Annotated in this window: 15 protein-coding genes; 6 read left to right on the top strand and 9 right to left on the bottom strand. The window is 63.5% G+C overall.

All coding sequences use genetic code 11. The annotated features are described in order from the left end of the window. The first annotated feature begins 4 nt into the window (after positions 1-4). Positions 5-643, top strand: coding sequence for a superoxide dismutase (locus M2103_RS04240; RefSeq protein ID WP_277508950.1), 639 nt, complete (start codon positions 5-7; stop codon positions 641-643). A gap of 167 nt (positions 644-810) precedes the next feature. On the opposite strand, the gene M2103_RS04235 is transcribed toward M2103_RS04240, so the two are convergent. Then, the gene (locus M2103_RS04235) at positions 811-2,097 is read right to left on the bottom strand and encodes a hypothetical protein (protein WP_277508948.1); all 1,287 of its coding nucleotides are present in this window, start codon (positions 2,095-2,097) and stop codon (positions 811-813) included. Positions 2,098-2,300: 203 nt separating this feature from the next. On the opposite strand from M2103_RS04235, the gene M2103_RS04230 reads away from it, so the two are divergent. After that, entirely contained in the window at positions 2,301-3,425 is a 1,125-nt protein-coding gene (locus tag M2103_RS04230; protein ID WP_277508947.1) for a hypothetical protein, read from the top strand. A 32-nt stretch (positions 3,426-3,457) separates the two neighbouring features. Here M2103_RS04230 and M2103_RS04225 read toward each other — a convergent pair whose 3' ends face one another. The 3 genes from M2103_RS04225 to M2103_RS04215 all read right to left on the bottom strand — a co-directional run bounded on the left by M2103_RS04225 (position 3,458) and on the right by M2103_RS04215 (position 7,282). Then, positions 3,458-4,771, bottom strand: coding sequence for a homoserine dehydrogenase (locus M2103_RS04225; protein ID WP_277508946.1), 1,314 nt, complete (start codon positions 4,769-4,771; stop codon positions 3,458-3,460). A gap of 76 nt (positions 4,772-4,847) precedes the next feature. Beyond that, positions 4,848-6,320, bottom strand: a complete 1,473-nt coding sequence (locus M2103_RS04220) for a flippase activity-associated protein Agl23 (RefSeq protein ID WP_277508945.1) — start codon at positions 6,318-6,320, stop codon at positions 4,848-4,850. Continuing rightward, the gene (locus M2103_RS04215) at positions 6,317-7,282 is read right to left on the bottom strand and encodes an FAD:protein FMN transferase (protein WP_161554885.1); all 966 of its coding nucleotides are present in this window, start codon (positions 7,280-7,282) and stop codon (positions 6,317-6,319) included. The genes M2103_RS04220 and M2103_RS04215 overlap by 4 nt, the downstream gene beginning before the upstream one ends. Before the next feature lie 195 nt (positions 7,283-7,477). Here M2103_RS04215 and M2103_RS04210 point away from each other — a divergent pair, with 195 nt between their 5' ends. The 4 genes from M2103_RS04210 (at position 7,478) to M2103_RS04195 (ending at position 10,986) form a co-directional block, all read left to right on the top strand. Further along, on the top strand, positions 7,478-8,062 hold the full coding sequence (locus M2103_RS04210; RefSeq protein ID WP_277508943.1) for a hypothetical protein: 585 nt from the start codon (positions 7,478-7,480) through the stop codon (positions 8,060-8,062). Positions 8,063-8,098: 36 nt separating this feature from the next. Then, entirely contained in the window at positions 8,099-9,445 is a 1,347-nt protein-coding gene (locus tag M2103_RS04205) for a Gfo/Idh/MocA family oxidoreductase (protein ID WP_277508942.1), read from the top strand. A gap of 8 nt (positions 9,446-9,453) precedes the next feature. Continuing rightward, on the top strand, positions 9,454-10,113 hold the full coding sequence (locus M2103_RS04200; RefSeq protein WP_277508941.1) for a discoidin domain-containing protein: 660 nt from the start codon (positions 9,454-9,456) through the stop codon (positions 10,111-10,113). A gap of 165 nt (positions 10,114-10,278) precedes the next feature. Beyond that, on the top strand, positions 10,279-10,986 hold the full coding sequence (locus M2103_RS04195; protein ID WP_277508939.1) for a dolichyl-phosphate beta-glucosyltransferase: 708 nt from the start codon (positions 10,279-10,281) through the stop codon (positions 10,984-10,986). Positions 10,987-11,009: 23 nt separating this feature from the next. Here the strand turns inward: M2103_RS04195 and M2103_RS04190 are convergent, their stop codons facing one another. The 5 genes from M2103_RS04190 to M2103_RS04170 form a co-directional block, all read right to left on the bottom strand. Then, positions 11,010-13,583 (bottom strand): VWA domain-containing protein, encoded by a 2,574-nt coding sequence (locus M2103_RS04190; RefSeq protein ID WP_277508938.1) that lies wholly within the window; start codon positions 13,581-13,583, stop codon positions 11,010-11,012. After that, entirely contained in the window at positions 13,580-15,346 is a 1,767-nt protein-coding gene (locus M2103_RS04185) for a BatA domain-containing protein (RefSeq protein WP_277508937.1), read from the bottom strand. The genes M2103_RS04190 and M2103_RS04185 overlap by 4 nt, the downstream gene beginning before the upstream one ends. A 334-nt stretch (positions 15,347-15,680) precedes the next feature. After that, entirely contained in the window at positions 15,681-16,577 is an 897-nt protein-coding gene (locus M2103_RS04180; protein WP_277508936.1) for a DUF58 domain-containing protein, read from the bottom strand. Beyond that, positions 16,574-16,885 (bottom strand): hypothetical protein, encoded by a 312-nt coding sequence (locus tag M2103_RS04175; protein ID WP_277508935.1) that lies wholly within the window; start codon positions 16,883-16,885, stop codon positions 16,574-16,576. The genes M2103_RS04180 and M2103_RS04175 overlap by 4 nt, the downstream gene beginning before the upstream one ends. 35 nt (positions 16,886-16,920) lie before the next feature. Beyond that, positions 16,921-17,252 (bottom strand): integrase core domain-containing protein (locus M2103_RS04170; RefSeq protein WP_277508934.1); only part of this gene is annotated, 332 nt, incomplete at its 5' end.

The raw sequence follows: 17,252 nt of genomic DNA, 5'->3' as shown, positions 1-17,252 counted from the left end.
TCACATGGCATACGAATTACCAGAACTCGGTTACACATACGACGTCCTCGCGCCGCACATCGACGCGCGCACCATGGAAATTCACCACAGCAAGCACCACCAAGCCTACGTGACCAACCTTAACAACGCACTCGCCGGCGCAAACATCACCGGCCCCGAATGCGTCAACGAACTCATCTCTGATCTCAACAAACTTCCCGAGTCGATCCGCGCCGCGGTGCGCAACAACGGCGGAGGCCACGCCAACCACAGCCTCTTCTGGAAAGTGATCGCTCCCGGCGGTCAAACCGGCGCGCCGGTCGGCAAACTCGCCGACGCCATCAACTCCACTTTCGGCGGCTTCGACAAGTTCAAGGAGGAATTCGCCAAGGCCGCCGCGGGCCGCTTCGGTTCCGGCTGGGCATGGCTCCTTGTCACGCCCGAGGGCAAACTCGCCATCGGCTCCACCGCCAACCAGGACAGCCCCCGCATGGGCAAAGCCGTCGCCGGCATCGAAGGTTATCCCGTCATCGGCCTCGATGTGTGGGAGCACGCCTACTATCTCAACTACCAGAACCGCCGTCCGGACTACATCGCCGCGTTCTGGAACCTCGTCAACTGGACCTTCGCCGAGGAACGCTACACGAAAGGTTCAGCCAAATAATTTCGCGCCGCTACCAGCGGAGCAAAAAACAACGCCAGGGTTAACGCCATACGATCAACAAAAAGCCGCGATGGAAACATCGCGGCTTTTTTGCGCTTTTCGAAAACGTCAAACTTAAGCGCCGCACTCATCATCCTGCCAACCCCGTTAATCCTGTCCCAAAACCATCACCGTTTCCCCCTCCGAAAGCGCCCTTTCAGCGACTTGTCGATCTCCTCCAGCTCCGGCTTCGGGATTCGCGTGAAGGCAATCCGCATCGGCGCGTCGGCAGTCGCGCCGTGCGCGCCTCCGAAATAAACCGTGTTCTTGCCGAGCACGCGATTGATCTCGTCCATCGCGCCGAGCAAACGCCCGCGCGCCCGCTCGTTCGCCGCCTCAAACAAATCGGGCGTGTGCGCCTCCGCCTTCAACAACCGAAACAGCATCACGCCGATGCGCACCGGCGTTTTTTTCGCGACACCCGGCTTCGCCATGCGGCGCGCCCACAATTGCGAAAGCGCGCGCGTCAGCACGATCGTGTCCTGAGTCTCGTTGAAGTGCAGCGCGTCGCTCCATGTCGTGTCGTCGCCGTGCGCCGCGTAAACCTGCAGGCCGCCCGCGAACAAACCCGAGTCGCGCAGCCGCATCGCCGCCTTTTGCAGCAGGCGGTGCAGCACGGCGAGCGCCGCGGTGTTGTTGCGCAACTCCGGCGGCAGCACATGCCCGTGCCCGATTGACTTGTCGCCCTCCTGCTCGAAAAACGGCAGGTCCTCGCAATGCAGCAGCCGCCACAACCGGTCGCCGACAACGCCGCGCCAGATCGCGCGCATCTCGTCGCGCGACAGCGCGTAAAGCTTTTCCATTGTATCCACGCCACGGATGCGCAACCGCTCGTCCATGCCGCGACCGATCCCCGAAATATCCGAAGGTCGCAGGTGCAGCAATTTTGCCGGGATGTCGCCTTCGTCGTCGTTCAGCACCACGAGGCCGTCCGGCTTTTGCATGTCCGACGCCACCTTTGCCAGCAGCCAGTTTGGCGCGACACCGATGCTGCTGCGAAGGCACTCCCCCGCCCTTCTCGCAATCTCCGCCTTTATTTTTTTCGCCACCGCAACCGCCTTCGCCGGCTCCGACCACGTGCCGCGCAGTTCGCACGTCACCTCGTCGATCGACTGCACCTTGCTCACGTGAATGCACGATTCGATAATGTCCACGAGCCTCCGGTGATAATCGATATACACCTCCGGTCGCGACTCGACGATGCGAAGCCCCGGGCACATGCGCCGCGCCTCGGCCACGCGCGTGTTGCGCTTCAGTCCCGCTTGTTTCGCCTCGATGCTCACGGCGATGCACCCGGTCGTCTCGGCCATCACCGGCACGATCCCCACAGGCCGCCCGCGCAACTCCGGACGCTCCTGTTGTTCGACGGAAGCGAAGAAGGAATTAAAATCAACGACCATGGCGCGAAGAGGCACGACCGAAAATGAGAAACGCGAATCAAACGGATGCGCAATTCAAAGTGACGCCAGAAAAACAAACCGGGCGGACAAAAAACGCGCATGTGAACGGGCCTCTGACCGCGCGGACGATTCCCGCCGCAAAAACCCGCCCTGCCCGCTTGCACACATCCGCCACATCCGTTTGATTGCATCCTTTTCGCGCACATCATCGCATGACCATGTTCAAACGCCCTCTTCTACTTCTACCGCTCCTGCTGGCATTGATGCCGCCCGATGTGAGATGCGCCGGCGAACCCGCCCCGCCGACAAACCCGCTCGAAGCCTACAAAACAAAAATCACCAACGACGCCACCATCACCTACCCCGCCGACGAACAAGCCTTCGCGGACGAAATCCTGCTGAGCTACCAATTTCCCCTGCGCATTCTTGACGACGCCAGTTTCGAGGCCCAGCTCGCCCGGTGGAAAAAGAACGACCTCGCGCTGATCGCAAAAAAACTCGCGCTCGAAAAACCCACCGAGGCCATGAGCGCCTCATTCGACCAATTCCGCGACATCTGCCGCCCCGCCGTTGTCGAGGAAATCGGCGTGGTTCGCATCTACCATTTTTCCGACATCAAGGCCGCGCAGGCATCCGGCTCCCTGCCCGACGGCCTCGGCTACAATCCGGAAAACGAGGCGCTCAGCATCGCCAACCACATCACAGCGCCGCGCGCCGGACGCGCCCGCGCGCGCGTCGTTCCCATCGTCCTCATGAAAAAGGCCCCCGGCATGACCGATGAAAAAATGCGCCTCTTCAACGCCACCATTCGCGACATGCGCTGGCGTCTCGACGAGGCCGTCTACAACGCCTATTGCGGCAAACTCTACGAAATTGCGCGCCCTTCAATCATCGCCACCATCGACAAGGCCAGCTTCCCGCTCTGGATCGTCGATGGCATGGTCAACATCATCCCGATCTCGGTCCTGCGCTCGCACAATCCCAATCTCAGTTACGAGCAGCTTCTCCAGGCGCACACCGCGCGACCGTCCGATTTCGAAACCCACGCCGCGGGCATCAACCTCGACACATGGATCGGCACGCGCACCGCGGCGACGCCAAAAGCCGTGGCCGACTCCTACTCCTACCTGGCGATGCTCGTCATCCTCGACGCGATCAAGGAAAACGGGGAGGACTGGATTCCCCCGCTGTTTGAGCGCATGCGCGCGCAAAACAGCCCCGCGTTCAACATGGGCGCCATCTACAAAATCTACACCGAGATCACCGGCGGCAAAGACCTCCGGGAAAACATCGCCATCGTAAAGGAGCGCCTCGCAAAAAAGCGGGGCGCCAATCCCGGCTGAGCCATTTTTCACAACTGGGGCGGGTGCGTTTCTTATTCGAAATGCTCCACGCGCAACAACACGGGCTTCGCCTTCACATCCGAAAGGCGCGCGATCTGCTTGAGCGCCTTTTGCAGCGAGGCCTCCTTGCAAGCGTGCGTCATGATGATGAGCGGCACGCTTGGCCGCGCGACCGCGCTCTCGGGCTGCACGACCGACGCGATGCTGATCTTGTTGTCGCGGAAAATCGCGGCCACGCGCGCAAGCACGCCGGGTTTGTCCTGCACGCCGAGGCGGATGTAGAATTGCGAAACGCTTTCGCTCGCCGGCATCACGCTGGCGCGCCTGCCGTAATCGACAAACGCGGGCACGCGACGCGGCGTCCCGTTGACGAGATCCGTGGCGGCGTCGGCGATGTCGCCGAGCACGGCGCTGGCCGTGGCGTCCTTGCCCGCGCCGCGTCCGTAATAAAGCGTGTCGCCCACGATGTCGCCGCGCACAAACACGGCGTTGAACACGTCGTTCACATTGGCGAGCACGTGCTGCTGGGGAATGAGCGCGGGATAAACCGAGATTTGCACCTTCTCAGACTTGCCGGCGCCGGCCGCTTTCACGATGCCGAGCTGCTTGATCGTGTAGCCGAGTTTTTCGGCAAACTGGATGTCGGTCTGCGAAATCGAGCGGATGCCCTCGACGAGAATCTTTTTCTCATCAACCCAAAAACCGTGCGCGAGCGAGGCGAGGATGTGCGTCTTGTGCATCGCGTCAGAACCGTCAACATCGAGCGAGGGCTCGGCCTCGGCATAACCGAGCTTTTGCGCGTCGCCGAGGATTTCGGCAAACTCGGCGCGCTCGTTTTTCATGCGCGTGAGGATGTAATTGCAGGTGCCGTTCACGATGCCGTAGATCTGCGTGAACCGGTTCCCGACGAGCGCCTCGCGGATCGTCTTGATGATCGGAATGCCGCCCGCGACGCTGGCCTCGTAATAAAGGTTGGTGTTGTTTTTGGCGGCCGCCGCGAAGAGCTCCGGGCCGCACTTGGAAATGAGCGCCTTGTTGGCGGTGATGACCGGCTTGCCGAGCTTGAGCGCGGCGAGCACGACGGTTTTTGCCAGGCCGGTGCCGCCCATCAGCTCGATGACGACCTGAATCTTGGGATCGTTCACGACAGTCGTCCAATCGGTCGTCATGGTTGCGACGGGGATTTTATACGGGCGCGGTTCGTCGAACGCCTTGACCGCGACTTTCGCGACCTTGAGTTTGACGCCGAGGCGCGCCGTCATGAGGGCGCTGTTTTTTTCAAGGGCGCGGAAAACTCCGCTCCCCACAGTGCCGCCGCCAATCATGCCGATGTTGATCTGTTCCATAAGTAAAAACAGAAAGACTGAGGCGAAAGTCCCCCGGGCAACAATCTTTTTTCTCAACCGCGGGGACGTCCGGGCATCAACGCGAAATGCTCACAAAATATCCGGGGCGCAGTTCAAACACGCGCCAGCCCGGGCCCGTGGCGGAGGGATCGAGCTGGTAGCCCGTGTGAATCACCAGCGCGAATTCCTTCAACTCCTCCGACGAGGGCGCGCCGGCCTCCGAGAAAAATCCCGTCCGCTCCCGGGCCGCGCGAAAATACCAGGGCAGCGGCCAGTAGTCGTTGCCAATCACCGCCGTCATCGCATCCGCGGGCAGCGCCCTGGCGACGCGGTCGAGCTCCGCGTCCGCATCCGGCAGCGTGGGCACGTAAACGAAAGGGAACGCCGCGCTCGTGGGCGCCTTGAAACTCGACACAAGCGCGGGCGCCAGCAGCCCCGCGGCCACGACAAGCGCGCACACCGCGGCGCGCCACCAGCGCGGGCGCCGCCCCAGCGCCCAAATCCAGCCGTGCGCCGCCAGCGGCACAAACGACGCCAGCGGCGCCAGCATGAGCCACGGTGTCTTGTATTTGATTATTGAATACACAACAACCTGCGCCGCGCCCGACACCGCCAGGAACAGCGGCAGCGCCGGCACATGGTGCCCCACATAGCGGTTTTTCCTCCGCCGCCACGCCATGACGCCGCCGGCGATCGCGAACAGGCCGACAACGCCCTCCCCGACCGGCCAGCCTCCGGGCCGGTAAAACCCGAGGCATTCCACCGCGTAATACCACCAGCCCTTTTCATGCCCGCCGCCCGTGCGATAGGAAAAGAGCGTGCGCCATGCGTCGGCAAACCCGCCGGGATGTTTTCCGAAGTTGGAATACAGCAAAAACGAAATCCCCATCGCCGCCGCCGCGACCAGGGCAATCCTGGCCGCCCCCGCGCCCCGCACGGCATGCCATGTTTTTTTCGGCCACAACGCAAAGGCGGCCACCGCCCAGCTGAACGCGATAATGCACCAGGTTTCCTTCGTCGCGTGCATGCAGCCGAACGCCAGCGCGGTCACAATCAGCCAGCGCGCGCGGCGCGTCTCCAGCCAGCGCGCCACGGCAAACGGCACGGCGAGCGCGCACAGGGCCAGCAGCGTCTCATGAATCGCCATGCGGCTGAAATACAACAGCATCGGCGCGATGCCCGCGAGCAGCATCGCCCGCCAGCGAGCGCGCGAATCCCCGCCGGCGCACGCGCCCGCAAGCGCCGCGAGCAACAGCCCCGCGAGCGCGGGCTGCAGGCGAAACTGCCACGCCTGAAGTGTATCCAATTTACGGATACCGAGCGCGCGCATCAGCGGCAGGTTTATAAAGTGCGGCAGCGGCCCGTGGTAGTGCGACGGGTCGTAGCGGTATTTTCCCTCCTCAAGCAAATCGGCGAAAATATACGCCTGCACCGCCTCGTCCGCGTGCATCGGCCGCGAGCCCAGGTCCGCGAAACGCAACACCGCCGCGAGCGCCAGCAACAGCACCGGCGGCAGCACAACAAGCCAAGCGCGCGGGTTGTTTTTCATGCGGGCCAGCTGAGCGCGTGGGTTCGTTTGATTTGCGTCCACACGCCCGAGCGGCGGCAGATGTGGAGCCGTCCGTTTGTGTCCTCGGTGATCGCGGCATGCCCCTTGCCGAGCTCGCGCAGCGCGCGCGCGATTTCCTCCGGCATCATCGTCATGCACGCAGTCGAGAGCGCGTCCGCGGCCGCGGCGTTCGGCGCGAGCACCCACGTGCGCAAATGTGTGTAGCTTTGCCCGCCCCGCCGCGGATCAATGATGTGGCGCCCCAGCTCCGACGTGCCCGAGCTGCTCAGCGAGCATTCGTGCAGCGTCACGGGGGTCGATTGTTTGTCGCCCGCGATGTTGACCACCCAGCCGCCGGGTTTCGGCTTGGCCGTGATGATGTTTTCGTAGGGGGACGCGTGCTTCGCGCCCGCGGTGACCGCGTGTTTTCTGGACGAGCAGGTGCCCGTCGCAAGCACGGAGCTGTTGCCCGCGCTCAACAGCGCGTGCTTGATTCCCCACTCGCGCAACAAGTCCCGCGCTCGGTCGACCGCAAAGCCTTTCCCGATGGCGCCGAGGTCGATTGAAATTCCCTTGTGCTCCACGCGCAGCGCCAGCGAATCCTCGGCCATTGAAACAAGCGCGTTCGCGCTCCGCTTGAGCGCGGCGCGTAGTTGCGCCATGGGCGCCTTTTTCGATTCGTGCTGTTTCGCGATGTCCGCCGCGTCGCCGACGGACACGTTGAACGCGCCCTCCGTCGCCAGCGATATCTGCACCGCTTGTTGCAGGCACGCGTGGCACTCCTCGCTGATCATGATCGTCTCGCCATCCTCGGCGTGATTGATCCGCCACACATCGCTGCCCTCCTCGAAACGGCTCAGGAGTTTTTCAAGCCGGTCAACTTCGGCAAAGGCGGCCTGCGCGGCCTGGCGCGCGTAGTCCGCGTCCGCATGACGTATGCGGAAGTCGAACAACGTGTTCATTGCCTCATGATTGAATGCGTGCGTGCCCATGCCTGTTTGTGCAATGTGCAAAAAGATATGCCGGTGGCCACAACTTCAACCAAAACTTCCCCTAAAATTTAGGAATGGCAGGCGTCGCATAATTATTCCGCATTTTTGGGCTTTTATAATTATTTCCTTTTATTTCAACTTACCCTTTTAGTTTCAAGCAAACCCATGACTCAACAATCTGACTCCGCCTCCGGTTCAACCAAAACTGCGCGTGCCTGTGCCTGCCCGGCCTGGCTGCCCTCCGGCGCCTCGCTCGGCTTCATCGTCCTGCGCCTCTGGATCGCCATCCGTGCCATCGTCACGGCCGTCGAGAAATTCACCGGCACCAAAATGCTGCAAAAACCCTTGCTCGATGAATTCGGAGAGCCCGACATCAACGGCGCGATGGTCGAGGTCAAAACCAAGGTTTACGGGCTTGAGTATTACCACGGCATGGCTCCCGGAATGGAAGAGTCATTCCGCGCCGAGCCACTCATGCCCGGCTGGATGCTCACCGCCTACGGCTACGCGCTCGGACCGCTTCTCCTCATCACCGGCATCGCGCTCTTTCTCGGCATCGCCCCCCGCATCACTCTTTTCGTCCAGGGCCTCATCTATATGTCGCTCACCGTCGGCATGATCATGCTTGGCGGCCAAAACGAAATTCTCGGCTCCGCCATGCTTGGTGTGCATGTCATCATGATCGCGCTCGCGCTCAAGTGGGTTGACCACAACCGCTGGTCGGTCTGCGGCTGCTGCGCAAAATACTAATTTGAACCGATTCCGTTTTTTGTTTTCCAAATAGACATGAGCAACACAAGCAACACTCCCATTTTCACCCGCCGCAAATTCCTCGCCGCCAGCTCGCTCGCGACCGCGGGCCTCGTGCTCTCGCGCACGGCCCCCTTCGCCATCGCGCAGCCCGGCCAGTCGCCCAACTCCCAGATCAACGTCGCCCTCGTCGGCCTCGGTTCGCAAGGACGCATCCTTCTGGAGTCGATGCTCAACATCCCCGGCCTCAAGTTTCGCGCGGTGTGCGACATCTGGAAATACGCCCTCCAATACGGACGCAACAAGCTCAAGAAAGCCGGGCACGACGTTAATGTTTACACCGACATCGAGGACATGCTCGCCAAGGAAAAGGATCTCGACGTCGCCATCATCGCCACGCCCGATTTCTGGCACGCACCGCACACCGTCGCCTGCCACAAGGCCGGCCTCCACGTGTATTGCGAAAAGATGATGTCCAACACCATCGAGGGCGCGCGCAGCATGGTGAAAGCCTCCGAGGCCGCCGGCAAGCTCCTCCAAATCGGCCACCAGCGCCGCAGCAACCCGCGCTACCTCCACGTTTACAACAACCTCATCAAAAGTGCGAAACTCCAGGGCAAGTTTGTCGCCGCCAACGGCCAGTGGAACCGCGCCGTCACCGACGACCTCGGCTTCCCGAAAGCCTACACCATCGACGCCGCCACGCTTAAAAAATACGGCTATCGCGACATGCACCAGTTCCGCAACTGGCGCTGGTTCCGCGACCTCTCCGGCGGCCCCATCTCCGACCTCGGCTCGCACCAGATCGACATCTTCGCCTGGTTCCTCGGCGCGAATCCCTCCACCGTCCTCGCCACCGGCGGCATCGACTACTACAAAAATCACGAGTGGTATGACAACGTCATGGTCATTTACGAATACCCGCTCGCGCACGGCACCGTCCGCGCCTTCTACCAAGTGCAGACGGCCACAAGCTCCGGCGGCGGCTATTTCGAAAACTTCATGGGTGACGAAGGCAGCATCAGCATTTCCGAAAACCCGAAGCTCACCGCGGCCTACCGCGAGGATCGCGCCCCCGAATGGGATCAATGGGTGAAGAAAAACTACCTTCGCAAAACCGCGGCCCCGCCCGAACCCGAGACGAAATCCGTCATCGACGTGCGCGAAACAAAGGCCCTCGCCGCCTATGAGATTCCCGTTGTGCTGAACAAGCCGATTCACCAGCCGCACCTTGAGAATTTCTTTGCCGCCGTCCAAGGCAAGGGCAAGCTCACCTGCGACGGACGCCACGCCTTCGAAAGCGAGGTGCCCATCTACCGGGTCAACGACTCGGTCGCCGCCAAAAAAGTCATCCAGTTCAAACCAGAAGATTACATCGCCTGATTATCGCCATGAAAATTAAAAACATCCTCCTTTCCACACTCGCCCTCGCCGCCTGCGTCACGCTCGGCGCCCAGGACAAAATGGTGCCGTTCAAAACCACGCTGCCCAAGCCCAAGCTCGCCGGCACTCCCGTGGCCATCCGCGTGCCCCATCTCGAAACCGCCGCCGACATCGACGCGCGCAAACCGGTGCGGGTGCCCGAGGGTTCCAAGAACCTCGCGGCCGAAAAACCCGTCACCTCCAGCGACTCGATGCCCATCATCGGAATGCTCGAGCAAATCACCGACGGCGACAAGGACTCCGACGAGGGCTGCTTCGTCGAGCTCGGCGACGGCAAGCAATGGGTGCAGATCGACCTCGAAAAAGCGCACAAAATCTACGCCATCGCGCTCTGGCACTTCCATTCGCAGGAACGCGCCTACCACGACGTCATCGTGCAAATCTCCAACGACGCCGACTTCCTCACCGGAGTGACGACCGTCTTCAACAACGACCACGACAACTCCAGCGGACTCGGCAAGGGCGCGGACAAGGCCTACACCGACACCAGCCGGGGCCGCGTGCTCCCCGTTGACGGCGTGAGCGGCCGCTACGTGCGCCTCTACAGCAAGGGCAACACCGCCAACTCCGCCAACCACTACATCGAAGTGGAAGTCTGGGGAAAATAATGGTCCCCCCGGAATCATTGTTTTCAGTTTAACATTTGGGGCTTGGATGCGTGAAGCTGTCCAAGCCCCTTGTTTATTTCAAGGCCGGGAAAATGTCGCACGATGAGTCCCCCGCCCCTTCCCGCCGCAATCCCAAACCCTAAGCCAAAAAAACCAACGCGCGGCGTGCACCTCTCAATAGTCATCCCCGCTTACAACGAAACGCGCCGGCTGGCCTCCGCGATGCAAAATCTGGCGGCAATGCTTGGCACGCTTCCCTTTTCGCATGAAGTCCTCCTGGTCGTTGAAAAATCAAGGGACGATTCCCTCGCGCTTGCCCGAAAAATCGCCGCCGGGCATCCCAACTGGAAGGCAATCGACAACCACGTTCACCGCGGCAAAGGCTACGCGGTGCGTTCCGGCATGTTGCGCGCAACCGGGGATTTCATCTGTTTCATGGACGCCGATCTAAGCAGCGATCCCGCCGCCATAAACGACGCGCTCAAAGTCCTCGAAACCACGTCCGCGGCCGTTGTTGCCGGCAACCGCAGGCATCCCGAAAGCGTGGTCACCCACAACCAGGGCAAATCGCGCCCCCTGCTCAGCAAGGTTTTTAACCTCACCGCGCGCATGCTCTTCCCCGGCGGCATAAAAGTCCGCGACACCCAATGCGGTTTCAAAATGTTTCGCGCTGACGCCGCGCGCGAAATATTCAACCGCGCCCGCATCGACGGCTTTGCCTTCGACATCGAAATTTTCCTGCTCGCGCACCGCCTCGGCCATGAGGTTCGCACGATCCCCGTCCACTGGACCGATTCCCCTCATTCAACCGTGCGCGCCTTTCGCCACGGCCTCCAAATGTATCGCGACCTCCTGCGCCTGCGGTTCCGTTAAGCCCGCCGCAAAAGCCCGGGCGACTACACGCGCCGACGCGCCAACCGCACTCCGATTCGCGTCAGCAACGCGTCAAGCAGCGCCAGCGCGATAAACATCGCGATCACCCAACCGCGCACGCTGCGCACCGTCGCGGGCCTTGGCGCGTCCCAAACGCTTGCAAGGTCCAGCCGCTCTACGCCGCCGCTGCGCACGGACAACTGCCGCAATTCCCGCGCGCGCGCGCGGTCGAAATTCCACTCGAGCGACCCGCTCACCGATGCCGGGCCGAACACCAGCGTCGCGCTGCGCCCGCCTCGCTCGCTCCCGCCCACGCGCACCACGCCGCGCGCCAGGCGCCCCGGCGTCAGCTCCGTCGTCGCCCGAAAATGCCCCGGCTCGATTTTTTCCCACACAAGCGCGCGCACATTCTCGCTTCCAAGCCCCGCGCCGCTTTCGGCCAGCATAGCCACCGGCCCCGAGCGCGCGATCCGCGACGCCCACGACTCGTCGTAAAACAAATCCACCGCAAGCCGTCCGCCGCTCGTCTCCGTGCGCAAACCCAACCCCTGCGGCACATCCTCTCCCGCCAGCCAGCGGCACAACGTCTGCTCAAAGTCCCCCAGCCCGCTCCACGCGCGCGCCGCCCCGGAATAGTTTCCTCCGAGCGCAAACGAGATCGCACCCACGCGTCCCGCGCCCCGCGACCACGCCGCGACAAGCGGCGCCTGATACTCGTCCGTCGTCACAAACGACGCCGTCGCGCCCTCGCGCAAATAACTCAAATTATAGCCGTCCACCGCCGGCGGCCACTCCGGGGTCTTCGCCGCGATCTCGCCCCACCCCGCCGTGCCCGCCGCGTCGGTTCGCTCCTTCACAAACGCCGAGCGCGCGACCGACACCGTTTCCTGCGCAAAAATAGCGGGCAGCTCCGCCGCCGTCTCGCCGAAGAAACACCGTCCGCCGCCCAGCGCCGCGATTTCCTCCAGCAGCGCCGCGTCGCTGTCCGCGCGCGTTCCCATGCCAATCACGCTCACCGTCGCGCCCGCCGCGCGCATCGCCGCCAGCGTCTCCTTGTAATCATCCGGCTGCTCCGCGTCCGCGGCGTCGGCAAACAAAATCAAGTGCCGCTGCCCCGTCTGCGCCTTCTGCAGCTCCGCCCAGCCCGCGCGCAACCCCTCGCCCACAAAAATCCCCCCGCCTTCGCTCGCCACCCGCCGCACCGCGCTGACCAGTTTGTCCCGGTTCGCCCCCACCTGCATCAACGGCACGACCTCGTGCGCCGTCGAATCCACCGCGTGCACCGACACCGCGTCATGGTCGCCCAAAAGCTCGATCGCGCGCGCCGCGCCCGTGTTCGCCAGGTCCATCTTCGTCTGTCCGCCGCCCGCGCTCGCGGCCATGCTCCCCGAGCGGTCCATCACAATCGCCATCGCCGTCGCGAGCCGCCGCTGCTCCTTGCGCAACTCCATCGACACCGGCAGCAGCGCGTCCACGGGCGACGCGAAATAGCCGCCCGCGCCGAAACTGTTTTCACCGCCCGCCATCAACAATCCGCCGCCCTGCTCCCTCACAAAAAAGTCCAGTCCGCGCAAAAAACGCGCGCCAACCCTGTGCGCGGGCACGTTGTTGAGCACCACAAGCCGCGCCCCCGCGAACGCCGTCTCCGTGAGCGCCGCCGGATCACCCGCGTGCTCCACCTCGAACCCCATCGCCGCCAGCAAATCCGCCAGCGGGTCATCCGGATAATTCGAAACGAGCAGCGCCCGCGGCCCGCCCGTGACATCCACCCACGCCTCGCCCGAATTGTTCTCGGGATGCGCATCCTCCGACGGACGAATCCGCACCTCGTAGTGGCCCGCCCCCCCTGCCGCGAGCCGGTCGCTCAACTGCACATGCGCCGCGCCGTTGCGCAACACCGCCTCGCCGCTCGCCGCCACGCGGCCGCCCCGCAAAACCTCCCAAGGCACGCGCGCCGCGCCATCCGCGCCCGCCCCCGAGCCGACAACAAAAAACTCCACCAAAAACGCCTCGCCCGGAAGCACCCGGTTCGGAACCGCCACGCGCTCCACGCGGAAATCCCGCTCCATTCCCGCGCCAGTTAACCGGTAATCAAGAGGCACGCCGCTGCGCAACACACGCTCCGCCGCGTCGCCAAGAGGCTCGGTCGAAAACCCGTCGCCCAGAATCAGCAGCCTCGACGCGCGGCGTTGCCCCGCCGTCTCGATTTGCGCCAGGGCAAAATCCAGCGCCGCGCCCGTGCGCGTCAAATGCGTGCCCCCGCGAAACACCGGGTCGCCTTGGTCGCGCCTCACCGCATCGACGGCGTAATCCACAAAAAACACCCGGTCGTCGGCGCGCTTTGATCTCCTCAAAATTGACTCCACCTCCGGCGCATGCGCCGCCGTCACCGCCGCCGATGAGTCCGACCTGTCCGCCAGCACCCACAAATCCAGCCCGCTATCGCTCATGCGCGCCTGCGGATTTGCCAGTGCCAGCACGCACGCCAGCAACGCCGCCGCCCTCGCCGGCTCAAACAGTCGCAACGCGCGAAACCGCCAGCCGATCACAATCAGCGGCGGCACAAGAAAAAACCACTCCGGCGCGGCGAAACTCATGCGACCCGCCCTCCATTGACGCGTGTTTCGCGAAGCGCGCCCGCGCGCGGCCACCAGCTCCACATCAGCAGTGCGCCCATGAGCAGCAGCCACGCGTTCGCCAGCGGATCGCCGCGCGAATTGAGCATCCACACCTCGCGCTCCGCCCTCGCATCGGGCGCGCCCGACACAAAACTTTCGCACTCGCGAAAATCCCCCTGGCGCGCGTCGGCAAACTGCGACGCGCCGCGCACCAGAATTTTGTCGCCGCGCTTGATCGTGAAAAATCCCGGTTCCTCCGGCGCGCGTAACACGCCCGCCTCGGCCATCGTCAGCTCGCGCGCGCCCTTGCGCGTCTCCAGTATCAGCGCGCCATCGAGGCCTCCGCCGGCGCGGATTCGCGCGCCCGAGTCAAAGTTCGCCGTGTATCCAACATCTTGATACGCCTGCGTCTCCCCGATGAAACGCCGCGCGAGCAGCACCATCGACGGCAGACGCGACGCGTTGCTTGTTTCCCAGTCGAAATTCAAAAACAACTGCCTGTCCGCCACCCATGCCAGCGCCTCGCCGCCCTGCCACAATAGCACCTCCGCGCCCTCCGCGCGCCGCAATCCCGCCGCGCCCGTTCCTACCAGGCCCTGCCAGTTCAGCCCCGCAGTCAGCGCGTGGCGCTCCGCCACCGCGGGCGCGGTTTGCACCGCGCGCCGCGCGTCAGCGCCCGTCGGCGCGCGCGCCACAAAAATCGCCGCGCCCTTCGGCGGCACGCTCCCGTCCTGCAAATCCGCCAGTCTCAGCGCGCCCGAGTCGCGCGGCACGAACTCCACACCCTCCATGCTCTCCGCAAGCTTTCGGAAAAATACGCGCGCGCCTTCGCCGTTCATTTCCATGCTTGCCGAAAGCCGTTTCGGAACGGGCCGAACCATGGGCAACCGGTCGTCCAGGGTGAACTCGTCGCCCGCCAGCACGAGTTCGCACGATTCCGCGCCTTCGGGAAACTTTGCCGACAACTCGATCAATCCACCGGGCTCGATCTCGATTCGCCGAGGCGCGCTTTTTTGCCCGCCGCTCTCAACCCACCATTCTCGGCTCAACGGCTCGCTTGAATAATTCCGCACCAGCGCGCGCCATTCGTCGCGTCCGACACGCGCCCCCGCAAATCCCGCGTTGTTTATCCGCCGCCCCGCGCCCGCCGTCGGCTGGTCCGCCGGGGCGCGCCCGCGCCTGTCCGTGAAAAACCATGTCGCGCCCGAGGCGCCCGCCAGCGCGCGACCAAGCCGCAGCGCGCTTTCCGCCTCGTGCGTCCCGCTCGACGGAATCCATTCCGACACCGCGGCCAGCGCCGCGCGCTTATCCGTCCCTCGATAGAGCGCCGGCCGCCGGGGATTGCTCGTCATCACGACCCACTCGGTGTGCGCCGCGCGCCCCTCGTTTTGTGAAAATGCCTTCTCGACGGCGCGCGCCGTCCCGTCGCGAAACACGCGCATCGACACCGAATCGTCGAGCACGGCCACGACTACTTGCGCCGACTCGTTGCGCGTCCATCGCGGCTGCGCGAGCACCCACGTCGCGAGCAGCACCGCCGCGATTTGCAGCGAAAACGCCCGTGAGAAACGCAACCGCTCCCACTGCCGGCCCTCGCGGCTTTCGGGAGCGAGCGCCTCCATCAAAAACAGCGTGCTGGTGCGAACCGTGCGCGAGCGCTGTTGCAAAAAATGAATCGCCACCACCACCGGAATTCCCAGCAGCGCCCAAAGTCCGGCAAGGTTGGAAAGGGTCGGAATCATGGGGTCGCCTCCGGCTCCAAATTCCAATATCCAATATCCAAATTCCAAAACAAGCATTCGCCACGCGGAGGCACCTTAAAATTTTGTGATGCGCGAAGGGACGCGTGCGCAAGGAGCGGCGCGCGTCCCGCCGCCGGACGCGAGCAATGCGAGCGCCCTTTGCGTATTTGTTTTTTGAATACAAAACGGGAGGCGAATCGGCAAGCGGGCGAGGCTTTCGCCTCGTCCGGCAGCGGGGCGCAGCCGCTCCTTGTCGCACGCGTATTTCGGCCAAAACTTTGAAATATCCCCCCCGCCCCCCTTTGGAATTTGGGATTTTGAAATTTGGAATTTTTCATCTTGTCACCTCCACCGCGCCCCGGACGAGCGCCTCGCCGCCAAGCACATTCACGAGCGCGTCCTCGCAAGGCACGCGCACGAGCGTCGCGCCGCAACGCCGCGCCGACTCGTCCCACAATTCAAAATGCCGCTCATAGGCCGCGCCATAACGCGCCGCCAGATCGTCGTCGATGCGCTGGTGGCGCTTTTCCCCGCTCTCGCAATCGACCAGCTCCACATTGCCGCGCAGCGGCGGCTCCGCCTCCGTCGCGAGCGCCGGCGCAAACACAACCGCCGAACCGCCGCCCGCCGACATCGCGGACAACAACAGCGACGGATCTCCCGGAAAAAGCAAGTCGCACACCAGCACCTTCAGCGCGCCCGCGCGCCAAGGCAAATGCGACGGCGCAGAAGGCAGGGCCCGCCCGACGAGCGCCAGTCGCCCGCGCCAGTCGCCCGCGCGCGCGCTTTCCACGGGCACGGGGCGTGTTTCGCGTCCGCGCGCGGCAAACACGCGCACCGGCGCGCCCGCCGCGTCGGCGCTCGCCACCGCAAACGCCACCAGCGCCTCCGTGCGCGCCGCCTTCGCCGCGTCAAACGTCATCGACTCCGACACATCCACGACGACATCCACCATCGGCGACACCTCCGCGCGATAAAGTTTCATCGTCAACTGCCCCGTGCGCGCATACGCCGCCCAGTGGATGTAGCGCGGATCGTCGCCCGGCGCATACGCGCGGTGATCCTGAAAATCAATCGAGCTTCCCGTGCCCGCGCCCTGCCACGCGCCCTGATAACCGCGCCAGCTTTGCCGCCCGAACGGCAACCGGTAGCGCCGCGCCGCCTCGATCCCCTCGCGATGCGGCGAGGAGGTCGTTTGCGCGATCGGGTTGGCTGCGGGCGCGTTGCTCATTTGTCATCGTCCTTTTCGGGTTCCGGCTTGATGCTTTGCACGCCCGATTTCAGCGCCTGGAAAAACGGCCTGCTGCACCACCACGCAAAACATGCCGCCGCCACAAAAACGAGAAACTGCAGTCCCGTGACCATCGTGCTCCAGTCGCCATGGCGTCGCGTCATGTAGCCGAGCTCAAACCAAAAACCGGTCACCGGCATCACGCGAAACAGGTTGTCAATCGTGCGGCTTATGTTTCCCGACGCCTGTGTCTCGTGAATGACGAACGCGGCGAAAATGCACAGAAGTCCGATTCTGGGCTTACCCACGAATTGCGGACAGTGGCGCAGACGGGATGGGAAGATCAGTTGTTAAGTTTTTCGAAGTCAACCGGGGAAAGATATCCGAGTGAGGAGTGCAGGCGCCGGGGATTGTAAAACGCCTCAATCCACTCAAAGACCGTCGCACGGCCCTGCGCCCGGCTCTTGAAGCGCGAGCGATAAACCAGCTCGATCTTCAAGGTCGAGAAAAACGACTCGTTCTGGGCGTTGTCGTAACAGTTGCCGCGACGGCTCATGGACGCGAGGATGCCGTGCGCGGCCAGTTGCGCGCGAAAGCGTTCGCTCGCGTATTGGACGCCGCGATCGGAATGCAATATGAGCCCGGGCGCGCATTTGCCGCCCCGGCGCAATATGG

The organism is Ereboglobus sp. PH5-5 (assembly GCF_029504805.1).
Taxonomy (GTDB): domain Bacteria; phylum Verrucomicrobiota; class Verrucomicrobiia; order Opitutales; family Opitutaceae; genus Ereboglobus.
The sequence above is the reverse complement of the archived record's forward strand: the minus strand, read 5'-3'. Positions and strand labels throughout refer to the sequence as shown.

Bases quoted from the DNA above. Each gene is read 5' to 3' on its own strand.
- M2103_RS04180 (WP_277508936.1), bottom strand. From the start codon at position 16,577: ATGAGCAACGCGCCCGCAGCCAACCCGATCGCGCAAACGACCTCCTCG.
- M2103_RS04220 (WP_277508945.1), bottom strand. From the start codon at position 6,320: ATGAAAAACAACCCGCGCGCTTGGCTTGTTGTGCTGCCGCCGGTGCTG.
- M2103_RS04225 (WP_277508946.1), bottom strand. From the start codon at position 4,771: ATGGAACAGATCAACATCGGCATGATTGGCGGCGGCACTGTGGGGAGC.
- M2103_RS04190 (WP_277508938.1), bottom strand. From the start codon at position 13,583: ATGAGTTTCGCCGCGCCGGAGTGGTTTTTTCTTGTGCCGCCGCTGATT.
- M2103_RS04215 (WP_161554885.1), bottom strand. From the start codon at position 7,282: ATGAACACGTTGTTCGACTTCCGCATACGTCATGCGGACGCGGACTAC.
- M2103_RS04230 (WP_277508947.1), top strand. From the start codon at position 2,301: ATGTTCAAACGCCCTCTTCTACTTCTACCGCTCCTGCTGGCATTGATG.
- M2103_RS04240 (WP_277508950.1), top strand. From the start codon at position 5: ATGGCATACGAATTACCAGAACTCGGTTACACATACGACGTCCTCGCG.
- M2103_RS04200 (WP_277508941.1), top strand. From the start codon at position 9,454: ATGAAAATTAAAAACATCCTCCTTTCCACACTCGCCCTCGCCGCCTGC.
- M2103_RS04210 (WP_277508943.1), top strand. From the start codon at position 7,478: ATGACTCAACAATCTGACTCCGCCTCCGGTTCAACCAAAACTGCGCGT.
- M2103_RS04185 (WP_277508937.1), bottom strand. From the start codon at position 15,346: ATGATTCCGACCCTTTCCAACCTTGCCGGACTTTGGGCGCTGCTGGGA.
- M2103_RS04205 (WP_277508942.1), top strand. From the start codon at position 8,099: ATGAGCAACACAAGCAACACTCCCATTTTCACCCGCCGCAAATTCCTC.